Below are 17,638 nucleotides of genomic sequence, written 5' to 3'. Positions count from 1 at the left end.
TCGCAGAGGGGTTGAGGCGATGGACGACCGGGCACGGATCGGCGATTACGACTCGCTGCGCATGAGGGACGACGAGGCCGAGGATCACGCCGCGCCGCCGCCCGCGCCCCGCCGCCCCGCGCCGGCGGCGTCGCGAAGCGCCGACGAGATCATCGACGAGGCCTTCGGCGACATGGAGACGGCGGTCGCGGCGATCATGGCCGAGGTCCGCCGGGGTCCCGCCGCCAAGATCGCGCCGCCGCCCGCCGCGCCCGTCCTTCCCTCGCCGCCGCTCGCCGCCCCGGCTCCCCCACCGCCGCTGCCGGTTCAGCCCGCGCCGCCGGCCGCGCCGCCCGTTCCGCCGGTGGCCGCGCCGGCGCCCGCCGCCGCTCCAACCCCTGCGGCTCCCGCCCCTGCGGCTCCAATCCCTGCGGCTCCAGCCGCGCCCAAGGCGCGCGACGTGCCGGCCGAGCCGGTCCAGGCCAAGGCGACGCCCGGCCCCGCGCCCACGCCCGGCATGATCACGATCGAGGCCGATCGCGGCCCGGTGCCGGCGCGGCCCGTCGCCGGGGGCGGCGGGCCGACCGTGCCGGACAAGGGGCGCGGCAATGGCGGCGGCGGCGGCAATGACGGCGTCTTCCATCGCCGCCTCGGGCCGGTCGACTTCAACGCGCTGCTGCGCAAGGCGAAGGCGGTCATCATCCGCAACCTCGTCGCCACTCTCGTCTTCACGCTGGCGAGCAACGTGCTCGTCCTGGCGATCCCGATCTATCTCTTCCAGATCTCCGACCGCGTGCTGACCAGCCGCTCGGTCGACACGCTGATCATGCTGACCACCGTGATCGTCGGCGCGGTGATCCTCCATTCCGTCTTCGACGCCATCCGCCGCTTCATCCTGATGCGGACGGCGGTGGAGGTCGCGGCCCAGCTCGGCGCCCCGGTGCTGAGCGCGGCGGCGCGCGCCTCGCTGCACGGCAACGGCCGCGAATACCAGATCCTCGGCGATCTCCAGCAGCTGCGCTCCTTCCTCGTCTCGCCGGTGCTCCTGTCCTTTCTCGACGTGCCGATGGCGCCCTTCTTCGTGCTCGCCACCTTCCTCGTGCATCCGCATCTGGGAATGATCGTCGTCGTCTCCTCGCTGATCCTCCTCGCCATCACGCTGGTGAACCAGAAGCTGACGGCGCCGCCCTTCGGCGAGGCCAACCTTCATCAGGCGAAGGCGAACGTCCATCTCGACTCGATGTCGCGCAACTCGCAGATCATCAACGCGCTGGCGATGATCCCCGAGGCGGTGCGCATCTGGGGCCGCGACACCGCCTCCTCGCTGAAGGCGCAGGTGATCGCGCAGGACCGTAACATCACCTGCGCCGCCGTCAGCCGCGCCGCGCGCATGCTGACCCAGGTGACGATGCTCGGCTGGGGCGCCTATCTGTCGCTCGAAGGCCAGCTCACCGGCGGCATGGTGATCGCCGCCTCGATCATCGCCGGCCGCGCGCTCGCCCCGATCGAGGGCGCCATCGAGGGCTGGCATCATTTCGTCCAGACCCGCGCCGCCTATGCCCGGATCGCGACGCTGCTCCAGGGCTCGCCCTTGAACTTCGAGCGCCTGACCCTGCCGAAACCCGAGGGGCGGCTCGATGTCGAGCGCCTGCTCTTCGTGCCGCAGGGCACCAAGAGCGTCGTCCTCAACGGCATCAGCTTCTCGCTGGCGCCGGGCGATTCCCTCGCCATCATCGGCAATTCGGGCGCCGGCAAGACGACGCTCGGCAAGATGCTGGTCGGCTCGATCCTGCCGACCTCCGGCTCGGTGCGGCTCGACCTGATGGACCTCAGGAACTGGGACCAGCGCCAGTTCGGCGAGAGCATCGGCTATCTGCCGCAGGACGTGCAGCTCTTCCCGGCCAGCGTGAAGGCGAACATCGCCCGGATGCGCGACGACGCGACCGATGCCGACATCTTCGCCGCCGCCAAGCTCGCTGACGTCCACGAGATGATCTCCTCCCTCGGGCAGGGCTACGAGACCTTCGTCGCGGCCGACGGCGCGCCGCTCTCCGGGGGCCAGAAGCAGCGCATCGCGCTCGCCCGCGCCTTCTTCGGCAATCCGAAGCTCGTCGTCCTCGACGAGCCCAATTCCAATCTCGACAGCGCCGGCGACGCCGCCCTCGCCCGCGCCCTCGACCATGCGCGAAAGCAGAAGATCACCGTGGTGACGATCACCCAACGCCCCTCCCTCCTCCATGTCGTCGACAAGATCCTCGTCGTCCACAACGGCACGGTGGCGCTGTTCGGCATGCGCCAGGACGTCCTGAAGGCGCTGGCCGATCGCGGCACGCGGCTCGACGGCGGCCCGCTGGGGCAGCTGCAATGAGCGCCCGGTCCCTGGCGCCGACGGGCGGCGCGACGACCGGCTTCCACGACATCGAATGGTATGCGGACGTGCCGCGCTCGATCGGCCGGCAGACGGTGCTCGGGCTTCTCCTGCTCGTCGTGACCTTCGGCGGCTTCAGCATCTGGGCCTTCACCGCGCCGCTCGCCGCCGCGATCATCACGCAGGGCAGCTTCGTCGCCACGGGCCAGAACAAGATCGTCCAGCATTTCGGCGGCGGCATCATCAAGGATCTCCTCGTCGGCGAAGGCGATCACGTGACCGCCGGCCAGCCGCTGATCCGACTCGACGAGACGGCGGCGCTCGCCAACGAGCGGCAGATCTATCTCCGGCGCATGCGGCTCGAAGCCATCGTCGCGCGGCTGAAGACCGATGTGGCGAGCGAGACCCCGATCGCCTTTCCGCCGCCCTTCGCCGCGCCTCTCGCCGATGCCGACGTGCAGGCGATCAAGGAAAGCCAGGAAACGAGCCTCGCCTCGACCCGGGCCAAGCTCAACAGCGAGGTCGGACTTCTCCGGCAGAACATCGCCTCGCTCGACTATCGCATCGCCGGCTATGGCGAGCAGACGACGGCGCTGAAGCGGCAGCTGGCGCTGCTGAAGGAGGAATTCGCCGGCAAGAACGAGCTTTTCCGCAACGGGCTCCTGCGCCGCACCGAGCTCGCCGCCCTCCAGCGCGCCATGGCCGACGCGGAAGGGCAGATCGGCCGGCTCGACGGCGAGAGCGGCGAGACGCGCGCGCAGATCGACAAGCTCGACCAGCAGATCACCCAGGCCAGGCAGACCTACCGCCAGCAGGCGCTGGACGAGTTGCAGAACGCGGCGGGCGAGCTCGACAGCGTGCGCGAGCAGTCGGTGGAGGCGCGCAACGTCCTCCAGCGCACCACGGTCCAGGCCCCGGCCTCCGGCACGGTGGTGCGCATGTACTACCATTCCGCCGGCGGCGTGATCGAAAGCGGCAAGCCCATCATGGAGATCCTGCCCTCCGACGTGCCGCTGATCATCGAGACGCAGATCCCGCGCACCGACATCGACCTCGTGAAGGTGTCGGAAAAGGCGTCGGTCCGGCTGACGGCGCTGAACCAGCGCACGACGCCGATCCTCCAGGGCGAGGTCTTCTACGTCTCGGCCGACGCGGTGCAGGTGCAGAACGGCTTCGAGAACCGGGAGATCTATCTCGCCCGCGTCAAGCTGCCGGCCAGCGAGATCGCCAGGGTGCACGGCTTCGTGCCGACGCCCGGCATGCCGGCGGAGATCCTGATCCAGACGGCCGAGCGCACCTTCTTCGCCTATCTCACCAAGCCGATCGCCGACTCCATGTCGAGAGCCTTCAACGAGCGCTGATCGGCCCTGGTCTCCGGCGGGGGCGCCGCCATCTTCCTGCCGAGGATGGCTGGGATGGGTCGATGGCGGCCCCGTTCGCATCGCGTCGAAGGCGGCCTCGTCCTGTCGCGGAGTGCCTTCGGCGTGATCCATCTTCTCGGCCTCGACCCGCATGCCCTGATCGCCGCCTATGGCGCCTGGGCCGTTCTTCTGGTGGTGGGGCTGGAAAGCATGGGCGTGCCGCTGCCGGGCGAGACCATTCTCGTCGGCGCCGCGATCTATGCCGGCACGACGCATCGGCTCGACATCGGCACGGTGATCCTCGCGGCGGCGGCCGGCGCCGTCGTCGGCGACAATCTCGGCTATTGGATCGGCCGGCGGATCGGCTTTCCGCTCCTGGTGCGGCACGGCGGGCGGATCGGTCTCGACGAGCCGCGCCTGAAGCTCGGGCAATATCTCTTCCGCCGCCATGGCGGAAAGGTCGTGTTCTTCGGCCGCTTCGTCGCGCTGCTGCGCACGCTCGCGGCGCTCCTCGCCGGGGTCAACCGCATGAGCTGGCCGCATTTCATGCTGTGCAACCTCGCCGGCGGCGTGGTCTGGGCGGTGGTCTTCGGGCTCGGCGGCTATAGTCTCGGCCATCTCGTCGAGCGCTATGCCGGCCCGGTCGGGCTGGCGCTTCTCGCCATCGGCGTCGTCGGCGCGGTGATCGCCAGCCTCGCGCTGCGCCGCGCCGAGGCCCGCCTTCTCGCCGAGGCGGAGCGCGCCTTTCCCGGTCCCCTCCTTCCCGTGCCGCAGCCGCCGCGCTGAGCCTCAGCCAGCGCCGAGCGGCGCGGTGGAATCGGCGAGCCGCAGGCGGTTGACGAGCCGCACCGGGCCGTCGGCCAGCGCCATCGTGCCGGCCAGCATCTTCAGGAGCGTCTCCGCCCCGGCGGCGCCGAGCTCGAAGCGCGGCTGGCGGATCGTCGTCAGCGTCGGCTCGCAATAGTCGGCGAACTCGATGCCGTCGAAGCCGGCGACCGAGACCGCGCCCGGCACCGCGACGCCGGCGGCGCGCACCGTCTTCATGAAGCCGATCGCCATCTCGTCGTTGCAGGCGACGACGGCGCTCGGCCGCTCCGCCATGGCGAGGAAGTCCTTCGCCGCCGCGATGCCGGCGGGCATCGTGTAGTCGCCCTCGATCCGGGCGAGCGTCGCGTCCGCCCGGCCGGCGAGATGGGCGCGGAGCGCCGCCCAGCGGACCGTCTCGTTGTAATTGCCGAGCGGCCCGGCGAGATAGAGGAACCGGCGATGGCCGCCGTCGAGGAGATGGTCGGCCAGCCGGACGATCGATTCGCCCTCGTCCGTGACGATCGCCAGCGTGCCCGCCACCGCCGCCGAGATCGAGACGATCGGCAGGCCGGCATCCAGCATGGAGCGCGTGCCGGTATCGGCGGCGATGCCGGACAGGATGATCGCCCCGTCGATATGGCCGGAGAACATCATGTCGATGATCTCCTCCTCGCGCCGGTCGCCCGCATCGAAATTGCCGAGAATCATCGCGTGGCCCGCCCGGGCGAGCGTCGTGTCGATGCCGTTCAGCACCTCGGAGAAGAAGGGCGCGCTCCAGCGCTTGCGCGTGACGACGAGAATGGTGCGCGTGCGCCCGGCCCGCAGCGAGCGCGCTGCGGCGTTCGGCGTGTAGCCGAGCGCCTTCACCGCTTCGAGCACCTTGTCGCGCAGCGCCGGTCGCACGCTCGCCGGATCGGTCAGCGCCCGGCTGACCGTCGCGGTGGAGACGCCGGCATGCAGCGCCACGTCGCGGATCTTCGGGCCGCGCCCGTTCGTCGTTTGGGTAACCAAGTTTCTCTCGCGTCGCGAGTATGGAAGGGTCTTGTAATCGATTTCAAAGCCGATTAGCATTCCTCTTGTAATCGATTACAGCAGATAGTCGAGACATCTCTGGGAGGAGATCCACATGCGGAGGAGTTTCCGTCGCGCCCTACTGGGCGGGATCGCGCTCGGGCTTTGCCTGACGGGCGCGCAAGCTCAGGAAAAGCAGCGCGCCGAGGTGATGCACTGGTGGACCTCCGGCGGCGAGGCCGCAGCCGTGAAGGTCTTCGCCGACCGCTTCGACGCCGCCGGCGGCCAATGGGTCGACAGCGCCGTGGCGGGTGGCGAGGCGGCGCGGGCCGCCGCGATCAACCGCATCATCGGCGGCAATCCGCCGGCCTCCTCCCAGTTCAATACCGGCCGCCAGTTCGACGATCTCGTGTCGCAGAACCTCCTCGCCGACATGTCGGGCGTCGCCGACGAGGGCGGCTGGGCGAAGGTGATGCCGCAGGCGATCGTCGACGCCGCCTCGCGCGACGGCAAGTTCTTCGCCGTGCCCGTCAATATCCACGGCCAGAACTGGATGTTCTACAACACCGCCGTTCTGGAGAAGGCGGGCGTCACGGCCGCGCCCGCCAGCTGGGACGAGTTCTTTGCCGCGCTCGACAAGCTGAAGGCGTCCGGCGTCACGCCGCTCGCCTGGGGCGGCCAGGCCTGGCAGGAGACCCTGGTCTTCGACGCCGTGCTGCTCGGCCAGGGCGGCAAGGATCTCTTCATGAAGGTCTACAAGGACCATGACGCGGAGGCCGTGAAGTCGGAGGCCTTCCGCAAGGCGGTCGAGAGCTTCGGCAAGCTGCGCGACTATGTCGATGCCGGCGCGCCGGGCCGCAACTGGAACGACGCCACCGCGATGGTGATCACCGGCAAGGCCGGCATCCAGATCATGGGCGACTGGGCCAAGGGCGATTTCATCAATGCCAAGATGGTGCCCGGCCAGGACGCCGGCTGCGCCGTGCTGCCGGGCGATCAGGGCTATGTGATGGGCGGCGACGTCTTCGTCTTTCCGAAGGTCGGCAGCTCGGCGACCCCGAACGCGGCCCAGGCCCTGCTCGCCAAGACCATGCTCGATCCCGCGACCCAGATCGAGTTCAACAACAAGAAGGGCTCGATCCCCGTCCGCACCGATGTCGACACGTCGAAGATGGACGCCTGCGCCCAGAAGGGCATCGCCCTGGTGAAGGACCCCGCCAAGCAGGTGCCGGCCGCGACCTATCTCATCTCCGCCGACACGACCGGCCAGATCCAGGACGCGGTGACGAACTTCTTCTCCAACTCTTCCGCCAGCCCGGAAGACTTCGTCGCCACCTTCGCCGACGTGATCGGCTCGGCCGATTGAGGCGGGCGGCCATGCCCGGCGCCGTTGAAAGACAGAAGAGGCGAGACCGCAACGCTGCCTGATCTTCCCCTCGAAGGCGGAGATCAGGCCAGCTGCAAAGGGTAGCGTCCGGCATCGCTCGGATGCCGGGACGAATGAAACGGAACGGCGACGACCTCCTCGATCGGAGATCGACGCCATCGCATCGGAGGGCGGCAGCCGCCGTCGTCCTGCCCGCTGGAAGGGAGATCCGGCCATGGCATCACGCATCGCATCCCGGCGGAAGGTCCAGGTGGCGCCGCTCCTGGCGCTTCTGCCCGCCCTTCTCGTCGTCCTCTTCGCCTATCTCGGCACGATGGGCTGGACGGTGTGGATCTCGCTGACGAGCTCGCGCCTCCTGCCGGTGAACAATTTCGTCGGGCTCGACCAATATGCCCGGCTGTTCAAGGACGCGCGCTGGCTCCTGTCCTTGCAGAACCTCGTGACCTTCGGCCTCCTGTTCATCGGCCTCTGTCTTGTCATCGGCTTTCTTCTGGCCGTCGCCATCGACCAGCGGGTGCGGGCCGAGGACGGCCTGCGCACCATCTTCCTCTATCCCTATTCGATGAGCTTCATCGTCACCGGCCTCGTCTGGCAATGGATGATGAATCCGGCGCTCGGCATCCAGAAGACGGTGCGCGACCTCGGCTGGACGAGCTTCTCCTTCGACTGGAGCGTCCAGCGCGACATGGCGATCTATGCCGTCGTGATCGCCGGCGTCTGGCAGGCCTGCGGCCTCGTCATGGCGCTGATGCTGGCGGGACTGCGCGGCGTCGACGGCGAACTCTGGAAGGCGGCGCGCGTCGACGGCATTCCGGCTTGGCGCTTCTATCTCTCGATCGTCCTGCCGCTCCTGCGCCCGATGATCGTCACCGCCGTCGTCCTTCTCTCTATCGCCGTGGTGAAAGTCTACGACCTCGTCGTGGCGCTGACGAATGGCGGCCCCGGCACCGCCACTTCCATGCCCGCCACCTTCGTCATGGACTATCTCTTCTCCCGCCAGAATATCGGTCTCGCCACCGCCGCCTCGTCCGTGATGCTGGTGACGGTGCTCTGCGTGCTCGCGCCCTGGCTCTATGCCGAATATTTCCGCAAGCCCAGGGCGGGAGGCGAGCGATGAGCGCCGCCGCCCAGACCCTGCCGGCGACGGATGCGCGCGGCTTTCCCGCCACGGCGCGCGGCGCCAGGCCGCGCCGGCTCACCGCCGGCCGGGTCGGGCTCTACGCCTTCCTCATGATCGCCGCGCTGTTCTTCCTGACGCCGCTCTACATCATGCTGGTCACGTCGCTGAAGACGATGGACGAGATCCGCCTGTCGAGCATCTTCGCCCTGCCCAGCGGCGCGACGCTGGACGCCTGGCGCGCCGCCTGGTCCACCGCCTGCACGGGCCTCGCCTGCAACGGCATCCAGAGCGGCTTCGTCAATTCGGTGAAGATCCTCGTGCCGAGCGTCGTCCTGTCGATCGCGCTCGGCTCCGTCACCGGCTACGCCCTGTCGCTCTGGCGCATGCGCGGCGCCAACCTCCTCTTCGCGGTGCTGCTGCTCGGCGCCTTCATTCCCTATCAGGTCTTCATCTATCCGCTGGTGCGCATCTTCTCCGGCCTCGGCCTCTACGGCTCGCTGCCCGGCATCGTCCTCATCCACACGATCTTCGGCCTGCCGGTGATGACGCTGCTCTTCCGCAACTACTATGCCAGCCTGCCGGCCGAGCTCTTCAAGGCGGCGCGTGTCGACGGCGCGGGCTTCTGGCAGATCTTCGCCCATGTGCTCCTGCCGATGTCGGTGCCGATCCTCGTCGTCGCGGCGATCCTCCAGGTCACGGGCATCTGGAACGACTTCATCCTCGGCCTCGTCTTCGCTGGGCGGGAGAACCTGCCGATGACGGTGCAGCTCAACAATATCGTCAACTCCACCCAGGGCGAGCGGCTCTACAACGTCAACATGGCGGCGACCATCCTCACCGCCCTCGTGCCGCTCCTCGTCTACTTCCTTTCCGGCCGCTGGTTCGTCCGCGGCATCGCCGCCGGGAGCGTCAAGGGATGATGATGTCCGAAGTGAAAGCGCCGTCCAGCGTCTCGGTCCGCGATCTCGACATCCGCTACGGCGCGCTGAAGGCGCTGGACAAGATCGATCTGGAGATCGGCCAGGGCGAGTTCCTGGTGCTGCTCGGCCCCTCCGGCTGCGGGAAGTCGACGCTTCTCAACGCCATCGCCGGCCTGCTCGATATCCATGACGGCGAGATCTGGATCTCGGGCCGCAACGTCACCTGGGCCGAGCCGAAGGATCGCGGCATCGGCATGGTGTTCCAGTCCTACGCGCTCTATCCGCGCATGAGCGTCGCGGAGAACCTGTCCTTCGGCCTGCGCATGAGCCGCGTCGCGCGGCCGGAGATCGAGCGGCGCATCGCCAAGGTGGCGCGGATGCTGCAGCTGGAGCCGCTTCTCCACCGCAAGCCGGCCGAACTCTCCGGCGGCCAGCGCCAGCGCGTCGCGATCGGCCGGGCCCTGGTGCGCGAGGTCGACGTCTTCCTGTTCGACGAGCCGCTCTCCAATCTCGACGCCAAGCTCCGGGCGGAGCTGCGCGTCGAGATCAAGCGGCTCCACCAGGATCTCGGCAACACGATGATCTACGTGACGCATGACCAGATCGAGGCGCTGACGCTCGCCGACCGCATCGCGGTGATGAAGGGCGGCGTAATCCAGCAGCTCTCCTCGCCGGCGGAGATCTATCACCGGCCGGTGAACCGCTTCGTCGCCGGCTTCATCGGCTCGCCCGCGATGAACTTCATCGAAGGCCGCGTCGAGGGCGAGAGCTTCAATGCCGGCGGCCTCGTGGTGCCGCTTCTCGGCACGCTCATGGCGCGGCAGGCGGCGACGCGCCCCGCCGTCCTCGGCATCCGGCCGGAGCATGTCGCGATCGGCGAGCCGGACGGGCGCCACGCCTTCTCGGCGGCCGGCACGGTGCGCGTCGTCGAGCCGATGGGCGCCGACACGCTGCTCTGGACCGAGCTCGCCGGCCAGCCTTTGTCGATCCGCATCGATTCCGAGCGGAGCTTCTCGCCCGGCGAGGCGATCCGCTTCTCCTTCGACCCGGCCCGCGCCTCCCTCTTCGACGTCGAGACCGGCGCGCGCCTCTGATCCTCCCCGCTCCCGAGCCATAAGCCAACCGGACATCCGCCATGACCGAAACGATCTCGATGCAGCTCTATTCGGGCCGCAACTTCCCGCCGCTCGACGCGCAGCTCGCCCTCCTCGCCCGGATCGGCTATCGCGACGTCGAGACCTTTCGCGGCCTCTACGACGATGTCGAGGGGCTGAAGCGCGGGCTCGACGCGCATGGCCTCACCGTGAAGAGCGCCCATTACAGCGTCGATTTCCTCGAGAGCGATTTCGCCCGCGCCCTTTCCATCGCCCGGACGCTCGGCAACGAGATCATGGTCCTGCCCTATCTGACGCCGGAGGAGCGCCCGACGGACGGCGCCGGCTGGCGCGCCTTCGGCAATCGCGTCGCCGGGATCGCCAAGCGGGTCGCCGGCGAGGGCCTGCGCTGCGCCTGGCACAACCACGATTTCGAGATGCGTCCGCTGGCGGACGGCTCGCGGCCGATCGAGCATATCCTCGAATCCGACATGAGCCTCGAATGGGAGGCCGATCTCGCCTGGATCGTGCGCGGCGGCGAGGACCCGGCCACCTGGCTGACGCGCTACAAGGGCCGGCTCTCGGCGCTGCACGTGAAGGACATCGCGCCGGCCGGCGAGAAGGCGGACGAGGACGGCTGGGCCGATGTCGGCGCCGGCACGCTCGGCTGGGACCGGCTCTGGCGCCTCGGGCGCGAGGCCGGCGCGACGCTGATGATCGCCGAGCACGACAATCCCGCCGATTTCGAGCGTTTCGCCACGGCGAGCTATGCCGCCATGCGCGCCTATGCGGAAAGGAACTGAGCCATGGTTCAGCGGATCGGCCTCGTCGGCTGCGGCGTCATCTCGGGAATCTATCTTCACAACGCGCCGCTCTTCCGCGACATCCGCTTCACGGCCTGCGCCGACATGCGCCCCGAGGCGGCGCGGGCGCGGGCCGAGGAATACGGGTTGCGCGCCCTCACCCTCGACGAACTCTATCGCAGCGACGAGGTGGACATCGTCCTCAACCTCACCAATCCCGACGCGCATGCCGAGGTGGCGCTGAAGGCGCTCGACGCCGGCAAGCATGTCTATGGCGAGAAGCCGCTCGCGACCTCGCTCGCCGACGGGCGGGCGATCGTCGATCTCGCGGCGCGCCGAGGCTTGCGCGTCGGCTCGGCGCCCGACACGGTGCTCGGCCCCGGCACGCAGACCTGCCGCCGCCTCATCGAGGACGGCACGGTCGGCGAGATCATGTCGGGCGTTGCCTCCATCATGTCGCGCGGCATGGAGAACTGGCATCCGGCGCCCGGCTTCTACTTCCGCCCCGGCGGCGGCCCGGTCCTCGACATGGGCCCCTATTATATCGGCGCGCTCGTCATGCTGCTCGGCCCGGTCGCCAAGGTCGTCTCGGCCGGGCGGGTCGGCCTGCCGGAGCGGATCGTCAGTGCCGAGGGACCCAATCTCGGCCAGCGCATCGTGCCGGAGGTGCAGACCACCATCCATTCGATCCTGACCTTCGCCTCCGGCGCGCAGGTGACGCTGCTCGCCTCCTGGGACGTCTGGAACCACGCGCATCGGCCGATCGAGCTGCATGGCGTGAACGCCTCGCTCCGCGTGCCCGACCCGAACTTCATGGACGGGCGGACGGAGATCGCCACCAATCGCGAGAGTTGGGAAACGGTGGCGACGGGCGACAGCCTCTATTCGCGGCCGAACTATCCCTTCGCCGCGCCGATCTACGCCAATTATCGCGGCCTCGGCCTCGCCGAGATGGCGGCGGCGATCGAGGCGGGCCGGCCGCATCGCGCCAATGGCGACTGGGCCTTCCACACGCTCGACGTCATGCTCGCCATCCTCAGATCGGCGGAGGAGGAACGGGCGATCGCCATCGGCTCGCGCTGCGCGGTGCCGGCCGCCCTGTCGCCCGCCGAGGCGGACAGCCTCCTCGCGGGCGACGGGAGCGAGGCGCGCCGCAGCGCCTGACCCCGCTTCAGGCGAGGGGGATCGGCCGGAGGTCGGCGTCGAGGGCAACGACCTCCTCCAGCGCCGCCCCGGCGGCGAGGCGCGCCGGGGGAAGCCCAAGCGCGTGCCAGGGATTGTCGGTCGCCATCGCCACCGCCTCCGCCAGGGACAGGCCGGCATGGACGACGAGATTGCGAAGGCTCGTCAGCATGTCGATATGGGCGCCCGCCAGCGAGCCGTTGGCATTCACCAGTCGGCCGTCCCGCACCTCGATCCGCTCGCCATAGAGCTCGAAATGGTCCGGCCCGCCGATGGTCGACATCGCGTCGGAGACGAGCACCATGCGGTCCGGCCGGGGCCGGGCGCGGCAGGCGAGCGCGATCATCTCCCAGGCGACGTGATGGCCGTCGGCGATGATGCCGACATAGGCCTCGCTGTTGATCGCGGCGGCGGGCGTGCCGGGCTCGCGCGACAGCATCGGCGGCATGGCGTTGAAGAGATGGGTGAAGAGCCCGGCGCCGGCCTCGAGCCCGGCCTTCGCCTCCTCGGCCGTCGAGGCCGTGTGGCCGATCGACACGGCGGCGCCGAGCGCGACCAGCGCCCGGATCGCCTCCGCCGGCACCTTTTCGGGGGCGAGCGTCACCATCACCGGGATGCCGCGCTCGCGCATGCGTTTCACCGCCGCCAGCGTTTCCGGCTCGAAGGGGCGGATGAGGCGGGCGTCATGCGTGCCCTTGCGGGCGGGATTGAGATGCGGCCCCTCGAGATGGATGCCGAGAAAGCCCGGCAGGCCATAGGCCGCGACGGCGGCCTCCGCCACCTCGGCCATCACCTCCGCCGTCGTGGTGATCAGCGTCGGCATCACCCAGCCGGTGCCGAGCCGGCGCAGGGTCGCGACGATATGGGCGATGCCCTCCGGCGTCGGCCGGCTGTTCAGCATCACGCCGCCCGCCCCGTTCACCTGGATGTCGGTCGCGGCCGGCATCAGGACATGCGGCGCAAGATCGGGCGTCTCGCCGGCGGCGAGCGGCCGGATGCGGGACAGCGCGCCATCGGCGAATTCGGCGGCGAGGCCGCCCTGCAACTGGCCGTCCAGCCAGAGATGGTCGGGCGCGACGAGACGGGTCAAGCGAGAGATCCCCCTTCAGATAAGCCGGCAAAGTTCGAGAACCCGCCCTGCGCCTCGCGGGCGAGGAGCGCCATGCCGCGCGCGCCGGAACTGTCGCCATGGCGGGCGAGCCGCAGCGCGGGCGGGCGCGTCCGGCCGAGGACGAGTCCGGCGAGCGGAGGCTCCAGGCGGGCGAGAATGTCCGGCATCTTCGACAGGCCGCCGCCGAGCACGATGCAATCGGGATCGAGCACGAGCTGGAGCGTCAGCAGGCATTCGGCCGTGAGCTCCGCCCAGAGGGTCAGCACCGCTTCGGCCGCCGCCTCGCCGGCACCGGCGCGCTCGACGATCTCGAGTGCCGTCGCCGGACGGCCCAGCCGATGCGCGGCGAGCGCCGCGAGGCCGCTGCCCGAGACATAGCGCTCCATGCAGCCGCTCTTGCCGCAGCCGCAGCGCCATTCCGGCAGGCCGAAGCGCGACAGTGCCCGGGCCGGCATGCCGACATGGCCGATCTCGACCGCCAGGCCGTTGCGGCGGCGCGGCACGCGCCCGTCGAGGCAGAAGCCGGCGCCGAGCCCGGTGCCGAGGATGAGGCCGACGACGCCGGCCTCGCCGTCCGCCGCCCCGCCATGGGCCTCGGAATAGGCGAAGGACATGCAGTCATTGCCGAGCACGAAGTCGCGCCCGAGCCGCTCGGCCAGGGCGGCGCGGACATTGCGGCCCGAGATCGGCACGTTGGAGGCGAAGGACAGGCCGGTGTCGGGGTCGATCAGGCCGGGCAACCCGATGCCGATCGGCAGATGCGGCGCGTCGGCGCGCTCGATCAGCCAGCCGACCTGCCCGGCCAGCGCCGTCATGAAGCTGTCGAACTCCTCGACGGGCGTCGGCACGCGCCGCATCTCGACGGTCGTCATCGCGCCGTCGAAGAGCCGGGCCTCGATCTTGGTGCCGCCGAGGTCGATCGCGCCGCTCGTCATCGAGCGCCGGACGCGAAGGGCCGGCGCGGGGCGGCGGCGGGCCGGAGGGCTGGAAACTCGGAAGGGCGCGGTCCGCGATCGGACGGGAAGGACGTCATGGTTCGGCATGTTCCGTGGGGCCCGGCACCGGAACTCCCGCTCGGCACGGCGGAGCCCCGCCGCCGGCCCGTTCCGGCTTGGCCAGGACGGCCGCCCGCGCGAGCGGACGAATCCGGCAGGGCGCGGGCCGGACCTTGCGACGAACCGGGCCGGCGAGGCAAGCCGGCCCCGGACCGTTCGCGTCCGCCCCTCGAGGACCGGGGCCGGACGCGGAAGTCGAAGACGCGGCTCGCCTCAGATCGGCAGGCGGCTGCGCTCGCTCGCCTGGCGCTCGGCCTCCTGAGCCGATTTCAGCATGGCTTTCGTATACATCAGCGCGTGGCTGGCGAGGTCGTGGCCGTCGTCCCAGAGATTGCGCCAGATGCCGAGAATGCCTTCCAGCGGCTGGCCGACGACGCGCGAGGAGAAGCTCTCGAAGGTGATCGGACCCTGATACTTGGCGCGCACCAGGGCGCGGAAGACGCTCGTCAGGTCGATCGAGCCCGAACCCATATAGCCGCGATGCGAATCGCCGGTGTGGAAATAGCCGATATAGTCGCCCGTATCGACAATCGCCTGGGCGATGTCCGACTCCTCGATGTTCATGTGATAGACGTCGAGATGGACCTTCACGTTCGGCGCGCCGACGAGCTTGGCCATTTCCACGCCCTGCGCGGCCGTGTTGCAGATATTGGTCTCGTAGCGGTTCACCACTTCGAGGACGAGGGTGATGTCGCTCTTGGCGGCGATCTCGGCCACCTGCGCCAGGGTCTCGGCCGACTGGCGGATGCCCTCCGCCGTCGGCTGGGTGAAGTACTTGCCGAAGGCCGAATAAAGGATGCCGCCGATATTCTGGCCGCCGCAGTCGCGGCAGACGCGGATGGCGTCCTCGAGCTTCTGCTTGCCGCGCGCCCGCTTCTCCTGGTCGCCCGAGGAAATGTCGGAATCGAAGTCGAGGCCGAGCGAGAAGTTGATGCCGATGCCGGCCTTCTCCAGTTCGCGGCGCGTGAAGTCGACATCGATGAGGCTGGGATCGAGGGCCGGCGCCTCGATGAAGTCGTAGCCGACTTCCGCGGTCTTCGCGATGGCACGAGCGCATTCCTCGTGGCTCCAGCCCGCTTCCCAGACCAGCGCGTGAACGCCGAGCTTGTTCATGAAATCCTCCCATAGGCGGCAAGTTGAGGTCTTCGCATGCGCGAAGGAATGCTGCACCGCTCCCGATCCGAGTCAGTAGAGCACTAGCGCGCGCATGATTGACAAAGTCGGCACCGATGTCTAGCGTCCAATAAAACGTTTCACGAGAATGCCGCTGGCACTCGTCGTCTTGGGAGGGACGATGGTCGCGAAGCCGCAGACCCCTTCGATCCGCATGGTGGCCGAGCGCGCCGGGGTGTCCGTCGCGACCGTGTCCAACGTCCTCAACGGCAAGACGAGCGTGTCGCCCGACTTCGCCGAGCGGGTGACGCGGGCCGTGCGCGAGCTCGGCTATGTGGTGGATATCGGCGCCTCGCGCCTGCGCTCCGGCAAGGCGGCGCTGGTCGGCGTCGTGGTGCCCGACCTCGCCAATTCCATGTTCGCGAGCTTCGTCTCGACGCTGGAACATGCCGCGCGCCAGGGCGGCTTCGACATCGTCGTCGTCTCGGCCCGCAACGATCCGGCGGAGGAGGCCGACCGCCTGTCGAACATCCGGTCCTGGCGTCCGGCGGGCCTCATCGTCATCCCGTGCGACGGCGCGCTGGCCGAGCGCCTGCCGGAAGGCCACGCGATCCCGACCGTGGTGGCCGACCGCATTCCCGACATCGCCGGCTTCGATCTCGTCGCCGTCGACAACGGGCCGGCGGCGGGCAAGATCGCCCGCCATCTCGGCGAGACGGGGGCGAGGACCGGCCTCGTCGTCGGCACCAGCCTGTCGATCAGCAATGTGCGCGAGCGCTGGGAGGGCGTTCTCGCGGCCGGCGGTTCCTGCGCCTTCGAGATGCTGGAGGTCGGCTTCGACGCGCCGGACCATCTGGCGCCGCTCGCCGAACGGCTCGTCGGCGCCGCGCGTCCCGACGCGCTCTTCGCCCTCGACCATACGACGTCGCTGGCGCTCTACCGGCTCGTCGGCGAACTCGGGCTGAGGATACCGCAGGACATCGCCTATGCGAGCTTCGACGAGATGGAATGGATGCGCCTCGTCGCGCCGCCGCTGACGGCGGTGCGCCAGCCGGTCGAGGCCATGGCGGAGGAGGCCTGGACGCTTCTGTCGAAGCGCATGGCGGGCGACCACGGCGCATCCATCACGCGGCGCCTGACCTGCGCCGTCGAGATGCGCGGCTCGACAGGGCCGCGCGAGGCCTCGCGGAGGAGCGAGGCCGCCTGAGGGCAGGACGACAACGAACACAAGGGGAGGAAGGCATGAACATCACACGCAGGACGACGCTCGCCATGCTCGGCACCGGCGTCGCCGCCGCCGCGCTCGGCGGCATCCCGGGTCTCGCCGCCGCGGCCGAGCCGCAGGCCGGCATCGTCGTCAAGATCGGCGGCATTCCCTGGTTCAACGCCATGGAGGTCGGCATCAAGAAGGGCGCGAAGGACTACAAGGTCGATGCCTGGATGGTCGGCCCGACCCAGGCCGACGCCGCCCAGCAGGTGCGCGCCATCGAGGATCTCATCGCCCGCAAGGTGCAGGTGATCGGCATCGTGCCGAACGATTCCGCCGCGCTGGAGCCGGTGCTCGGCCGCGCCCGCGCCGCCGGCATCAAGGTCATCGCCCACGAGGGCCCGGACCAGAAGGAGAAGGACTGGGACTTCGAGCTGACGACGATCGAGGCCTATGGCAAGGCGCATATGGACCTTCTCGCCAAGGAGATGGGCGAGGCCGGCGACTATATCGTCTATGTCGGCTCGCTGACCGTGCCGCTCCACAATGCCTGGGCCGACGCCGCCATCGCCTATCAGAAGGAGAAATACCCGAAGATGAAGATGCTCGGCGACCGGTTCGGCGTCGCCGAAAGCCTCGACGAGAGCATCAAGACGACGCAGGACCAGCTGCGCGCCAATCCGAGCCTCAAGGGCATCCTCACCTTCGGCAGCCAGGGCCCGATCGGCGCGGCGCGCGTGCTCGACGATCGCGGCAAGGCGAAGTCCATCGCCCTCGTCGGCGGCTTCTCGCCCGGCCAGGGCCAGCGCTACGTGAAGTCGGGCGTGATCCGGGGCGGCTATATCTGGAATCCGATGACGGCGGGCGAGGTCTTCGCCCAGCTCGCCGCCCTTCTCGCCAGCGGCAAGGAGCCGACCGACGGCATGGAGCTCGTCGGCGTCGGCAAGGTGCAGGTCTTCCCCGACAAGAAGCTGATCCAGGCGCAGAAGCTGGAATCGCTCGACAAGGAGAATGTCGGGCGGCTCGCCGAGCTCGGGCTCTGACCCCTCCCTAGAGGAGCCCCGGCCGGCGGCGTCGCTACGGTGGCGCCGCCGGCCCTTCCCGCATCGCTTGGCCTTTC

At 69.4% G+C, this 17,638-nt stretch carries 15 protein-coding genes; 11 read left to right on the top strand and 4 right to left on the bottom strand.

The window, feature by feature from the left end:
- Positions 1 to 19: 19 nt before the first annotated feature.
- The 3 genes from IEY14_RS06520 to IEY14_RS06510 are packed head-to-tail and all read left to right on the top strand — an operon-like array spanning position 20 to position 4,494.
- Entirely contained in the window at positions 20 to 2,347 is a 2,328-nt protein-coding gene (locus IEY14_RS06520; RefSeq protein WP_244639351.1) for a type I secretion system permease/ATPase, read from the top strand.
- Positions 2,344 to 3,708, top strand: a complete 1,365-nt coding sequence (locus IEY14_RS06515; protein ID WP_188907439.1) for an HlyD family type I secretion periplasmic adaptor subunit — start codon at positions 2,344 to 2,346, stop codon at positions 3,706 to 3,708. Before IEY14_RS06520 ends, IEY14_RS06515 begins: the two co-directional genes overlap by 4 nt.
- Before the next feature lie 54 nt (positions 3,709 to 3,762).
- A complete protein-coding gene (locus tag IEY14_RS06510) occupies positions 3,763 to 4,494 on the top strand; it encodes a DedA family protein (RefSeq protein ID WP_188907438.1) in 732 nt (243 codons plus the stop codon).
- A 3-nt stretch (positions 4,495 to 4,497) separates the two neighbouring features.
- On the opposite strand, the gene IEY14_RS06505 is transcribed toward IEY14_RS06510, so the two are convergent.
- The gene (locus IEY14_RS06505; RefSeq protein ID WP_188907437.1) at positions 4,498 to 5,526 is read right to left on the bottom strand and encodes a LacI family DNA-binding transcriptional regulator; all 1,029 of its coding nucleotides are present in this window, start codon (positions 5,524 to 5,526) and stop codon (positions 4,498 to 4,500) included.
- A 115-nt stretch (positions 5,527 to 5,641) separates the two neighbouring features.
- Between IEY14_RS06505 and IEY14_RS06500 the strand changes: the two genes are divergently transcribed.
- The 6 genes from IEY14_RS06500 to IEY14_RS06475 all read left to right on the top strand — a co-directional run bounded on the left by IEY14_RS06500 (position 5,642) and on the right by IEY14_RS06475 (position 12,014).
- Positions 5,642 to 6,892: an ABC transporter substrate-binding protein gene (locus tag IEY14_RS06500; protein ID WP_188907436.1), complete on the top strand. Its 1,251-nt coding sequence runs from the start codon at positions 5,642 to 5,644 to the stop codon at positions 6,890 to 6,892.
- Between the two features lie 235 nt (positions 6,893 to 7,127).
- Complete coding sequence (locus IEY14_RS06495) at positions 7,128 to 8,030, top strand: carbohydrate ABC transporter permease (protein ID WP_188907435.1); 903 nt, start codon at positions 7,128 to 7,130, stop codon at positions 8,028 to 8,030.
- The gene (locus IEY14_RS06490; RefSeq protein ID WP_188907434.1) at positions 8,027 to 8,953 is read left to right on the top strand and encodes a carbohydrate ABC transporter permease; all 927 of its coding nucleotides are present in this window, start codon (positions 8,027 to 8,029) and stop codon (positions 8,951 to 8,953) included. Before IEY14_RS06495 ends, IEY14_RS06490 begins: the two co-directional genes overlap by 4 nt.
- A 2-nt stretch (positions 8,954 to 8,955) precedes the next feature.
- Positions 8,956 to 10,047 carry an ABC transporter ATP-binding protein gene (locus IEY14_RS06485; protein ID WP_188907433.1) on the top strand — a complete coding sequence of 364 codons (1,092 nt, stop codon included), beginning with the start codon at positions 8,956 to 8,958 and terminating at the stop codon, positions 10,045 to 10,047.
- 41 nt (positions 10,048 to 10,088) lie between these two features.
- On the top strand, positions 10,089 to 10,850 hold the full coding sequence (locus IEY14_RS06480) for a sugar phosphate isomerase/epimerase family protein (RefSeq protein WP_188907432.1): 762 nt from the start codon (positions 10,089 to 10,091) through the stop codon (positions 10,848 to 10,850).
- Between the two features lie 3 nt (positions 10,851 to 10,853).
- Positions 10,854 to 12,014 carry a Gfo/Idh/MocA family protein gene (locus tag IEY14_RS06475; protein ID WP_188907431.1) on the top strand — a complete coding sequence of 387 codons (1,161 nt, stop codon included), beginning with the start codon at positions 10,854 to 10,856 and terminating at the stop codon, positions 12,012 to 12,014.
- A gap of 7 nt (positions 12,015 to 12,021) precedes the next feature.
- On the opposite strand, the gene IEY14_RS06470 is transcribed toward IEY14_RS06475, so the two are convergent.
- The 3 genes from IEY14_RS06470 to IEY14_RS06460 all read right to left on the bottom strand — a co-directional run bounded on the left by IEY14_RS06470 (position 12,022) and on the right by IEY14_RS06460 (position 15,311).
- Entirely contained in the window at positions 12,022 to 13,122 is a 1,101-nt protein-coding gene (locus IEY14_RS06470; protein WP_188907430.1) for an N-acetylglucosamine-6-phosphate deacetylase, read from the bottom strand.
- A complete protein-coding gene (locus IEY14_RS06465) occupies positions 13,119 to 14,078 on the bottom strand; it encodes an ROK family protein (RefSeq protein ID WP_188907429.1) in 960 nt (319 codons plus the stop codon). Before IEY14_RS06465 ends, IEY14_RS06470 begins: the two co-directional genes overlap by 4 nt.
- Before the next feature lie 333 nt (positions 14,079 to 14,411).
- Positions 14,412 to 15,311, bottom strand: a complete 900-nt coding sequence (locus IEY14_RS06460) for a sugar phosphate isomerase/epimerase family protein (RefSeq protein WP_188907428.1) — start codon at positions 15,309 to 15,311, stop codon at positions 14,412 to 14,414.
- A gap of 181 nt (positions 15,312 to 15,492) precedes the next feature.
- Here IEY14_RS06460 and IEY14_RS06455 point away from each other — a divergent pair, with 181 nt between their 5' ends.
- Positions 15,493 to 16,518: a LacI family DNA-binding transcriptional regulator gene (locus IEY14_RS06455; RefSeq protein ID WP_188907427.1), complete on the top strand. Its 1,026-nt coding sequence runs from the start codon at positions 15,493 to 15,495 to the stop codon at positions 16,516 to 16,518.
- A 35-nt stretch (positions 16,519 to 16,553) separates the two neighbouring features.
- Complete coding sequence (locus tag IEY14_RS06450; protein ID WP_188907426.1) at positions 16,554 to 17,561, top strand: substrate-binding domain-containing protein; 1,008 nt, start codon at positions 16,554 to 16,556, stop codon at positions 17,559 to 17,561.
- The last annotated feature ends 77 nt before the right edge of the window (positions 17,562 to 17,638 follow it).

The organism is Aureimonas endophytica, from assembly GCF_014642635.1.
GTDB classification, from domain to species: domain Bacteria; phylum Pseudomonadota; class Alphaproteobacteria; order Rhizobiales; family Rhizobiaceae; genus Plantimonas; species Plantimonas endophytica.
Note: the sequence above shows the minus strand (reverse complement) of the source record. Positions and strands in the feature narration are given on the sequence as shown.

Bases quoted from the DNA above. Each gene is read 5' to 3' on its own strand.
- IEY14_RS06520 (WP_244639351.1), top strand. From the start codon at position 20: ATGGACGACCGGGCACGGATCGGCGATTACGACTCGCTGCGCATGAGG.
- IEY14_RS06515 (WP_188907439.1), top strand. From the start codon at position 2,344: ATGAGCGCCCGGTCCCTGGCGCCGACGGGCGGCGCGACGACCGGCTTC.
- IEY14_RS06510 (WP_188907438.1), top strand. From the start codon at position 3,763: ATGGGTCGATGGCGGCCCCGTTCGCATCGCGTCGAAGGCGGCCTCGTC.
- IEY14_RS06500 (WP_188907436.1), top strand. From the start codon at position 5,642: ATGCGGAGGAGTTTCCGTCGCGCCCTACTGGGCGGGATCGCGCTCGGG.
- IEY14_RS06495 (WP_188907435.1), top strand. From the start codon at position 7,128: ATGGCATCACGCATCGCATCCCGGCGGAAGGTCCAGGTGGCGCCGCTC.
- IEY14_RS06490 (WP_188907434.1), top strand. From the start codon at position 8,027: ATGAGCGCCGCCGCCCAGACCCTGCCGGCGACGGATGCGCGCGGCTTT.
- IEY14_RS06485 (WP_188907433.1), top strand. From the start codon at position 8,956: ATGTCCGAAGTGAAAGCGCCGTCCAGCGTCTCGGTCCGCGATCTCGAC.
- IEY14_RS06480 (WP_188907432.1), top strand. From the start codon at position 10,089: ATGACCGAAACGATCTCGATGCAGCTCTATTCGGGCCGCAACTTCCCG.
- IEY14_RS06475 (WP_188907431.1), top strand. From the start codon at position 10,854: ATGGTTCAGCGGATCGGCCTCGTCGGCTGCGGCGTCATCTCGGGAATC.
- IEY14_RS06465 (WP_188907429.1), bottom strand. From the start codon at position 14,078: ATGACGAGCGGCGCGATCGACCTCGGCGGCACCAAGATCGAGGCCCGG.
- IEY14_RS06460 (WP_188907428.1), bottom strand. From the start codon at position 15,311: ATGAACAAGCTCGGCGTTCACGCGCTGGTCTGGGAAGCGGGCTGGAGC.
- IEY14_RS06455 (WP_188907427.1), top strand. From the start codon at position 15,493: ATGGTCGCGAAGCCGCAGACCCCTTCGATCCGCATGGTGGCCGAGCGC.
- IEY14_RS06450 (WP_188907426.1), top strand. From the start codon at position 16,554: ATGAACATCACACGCAGGACGACGCTCGCCATGCTCGGCACCGGCGTC.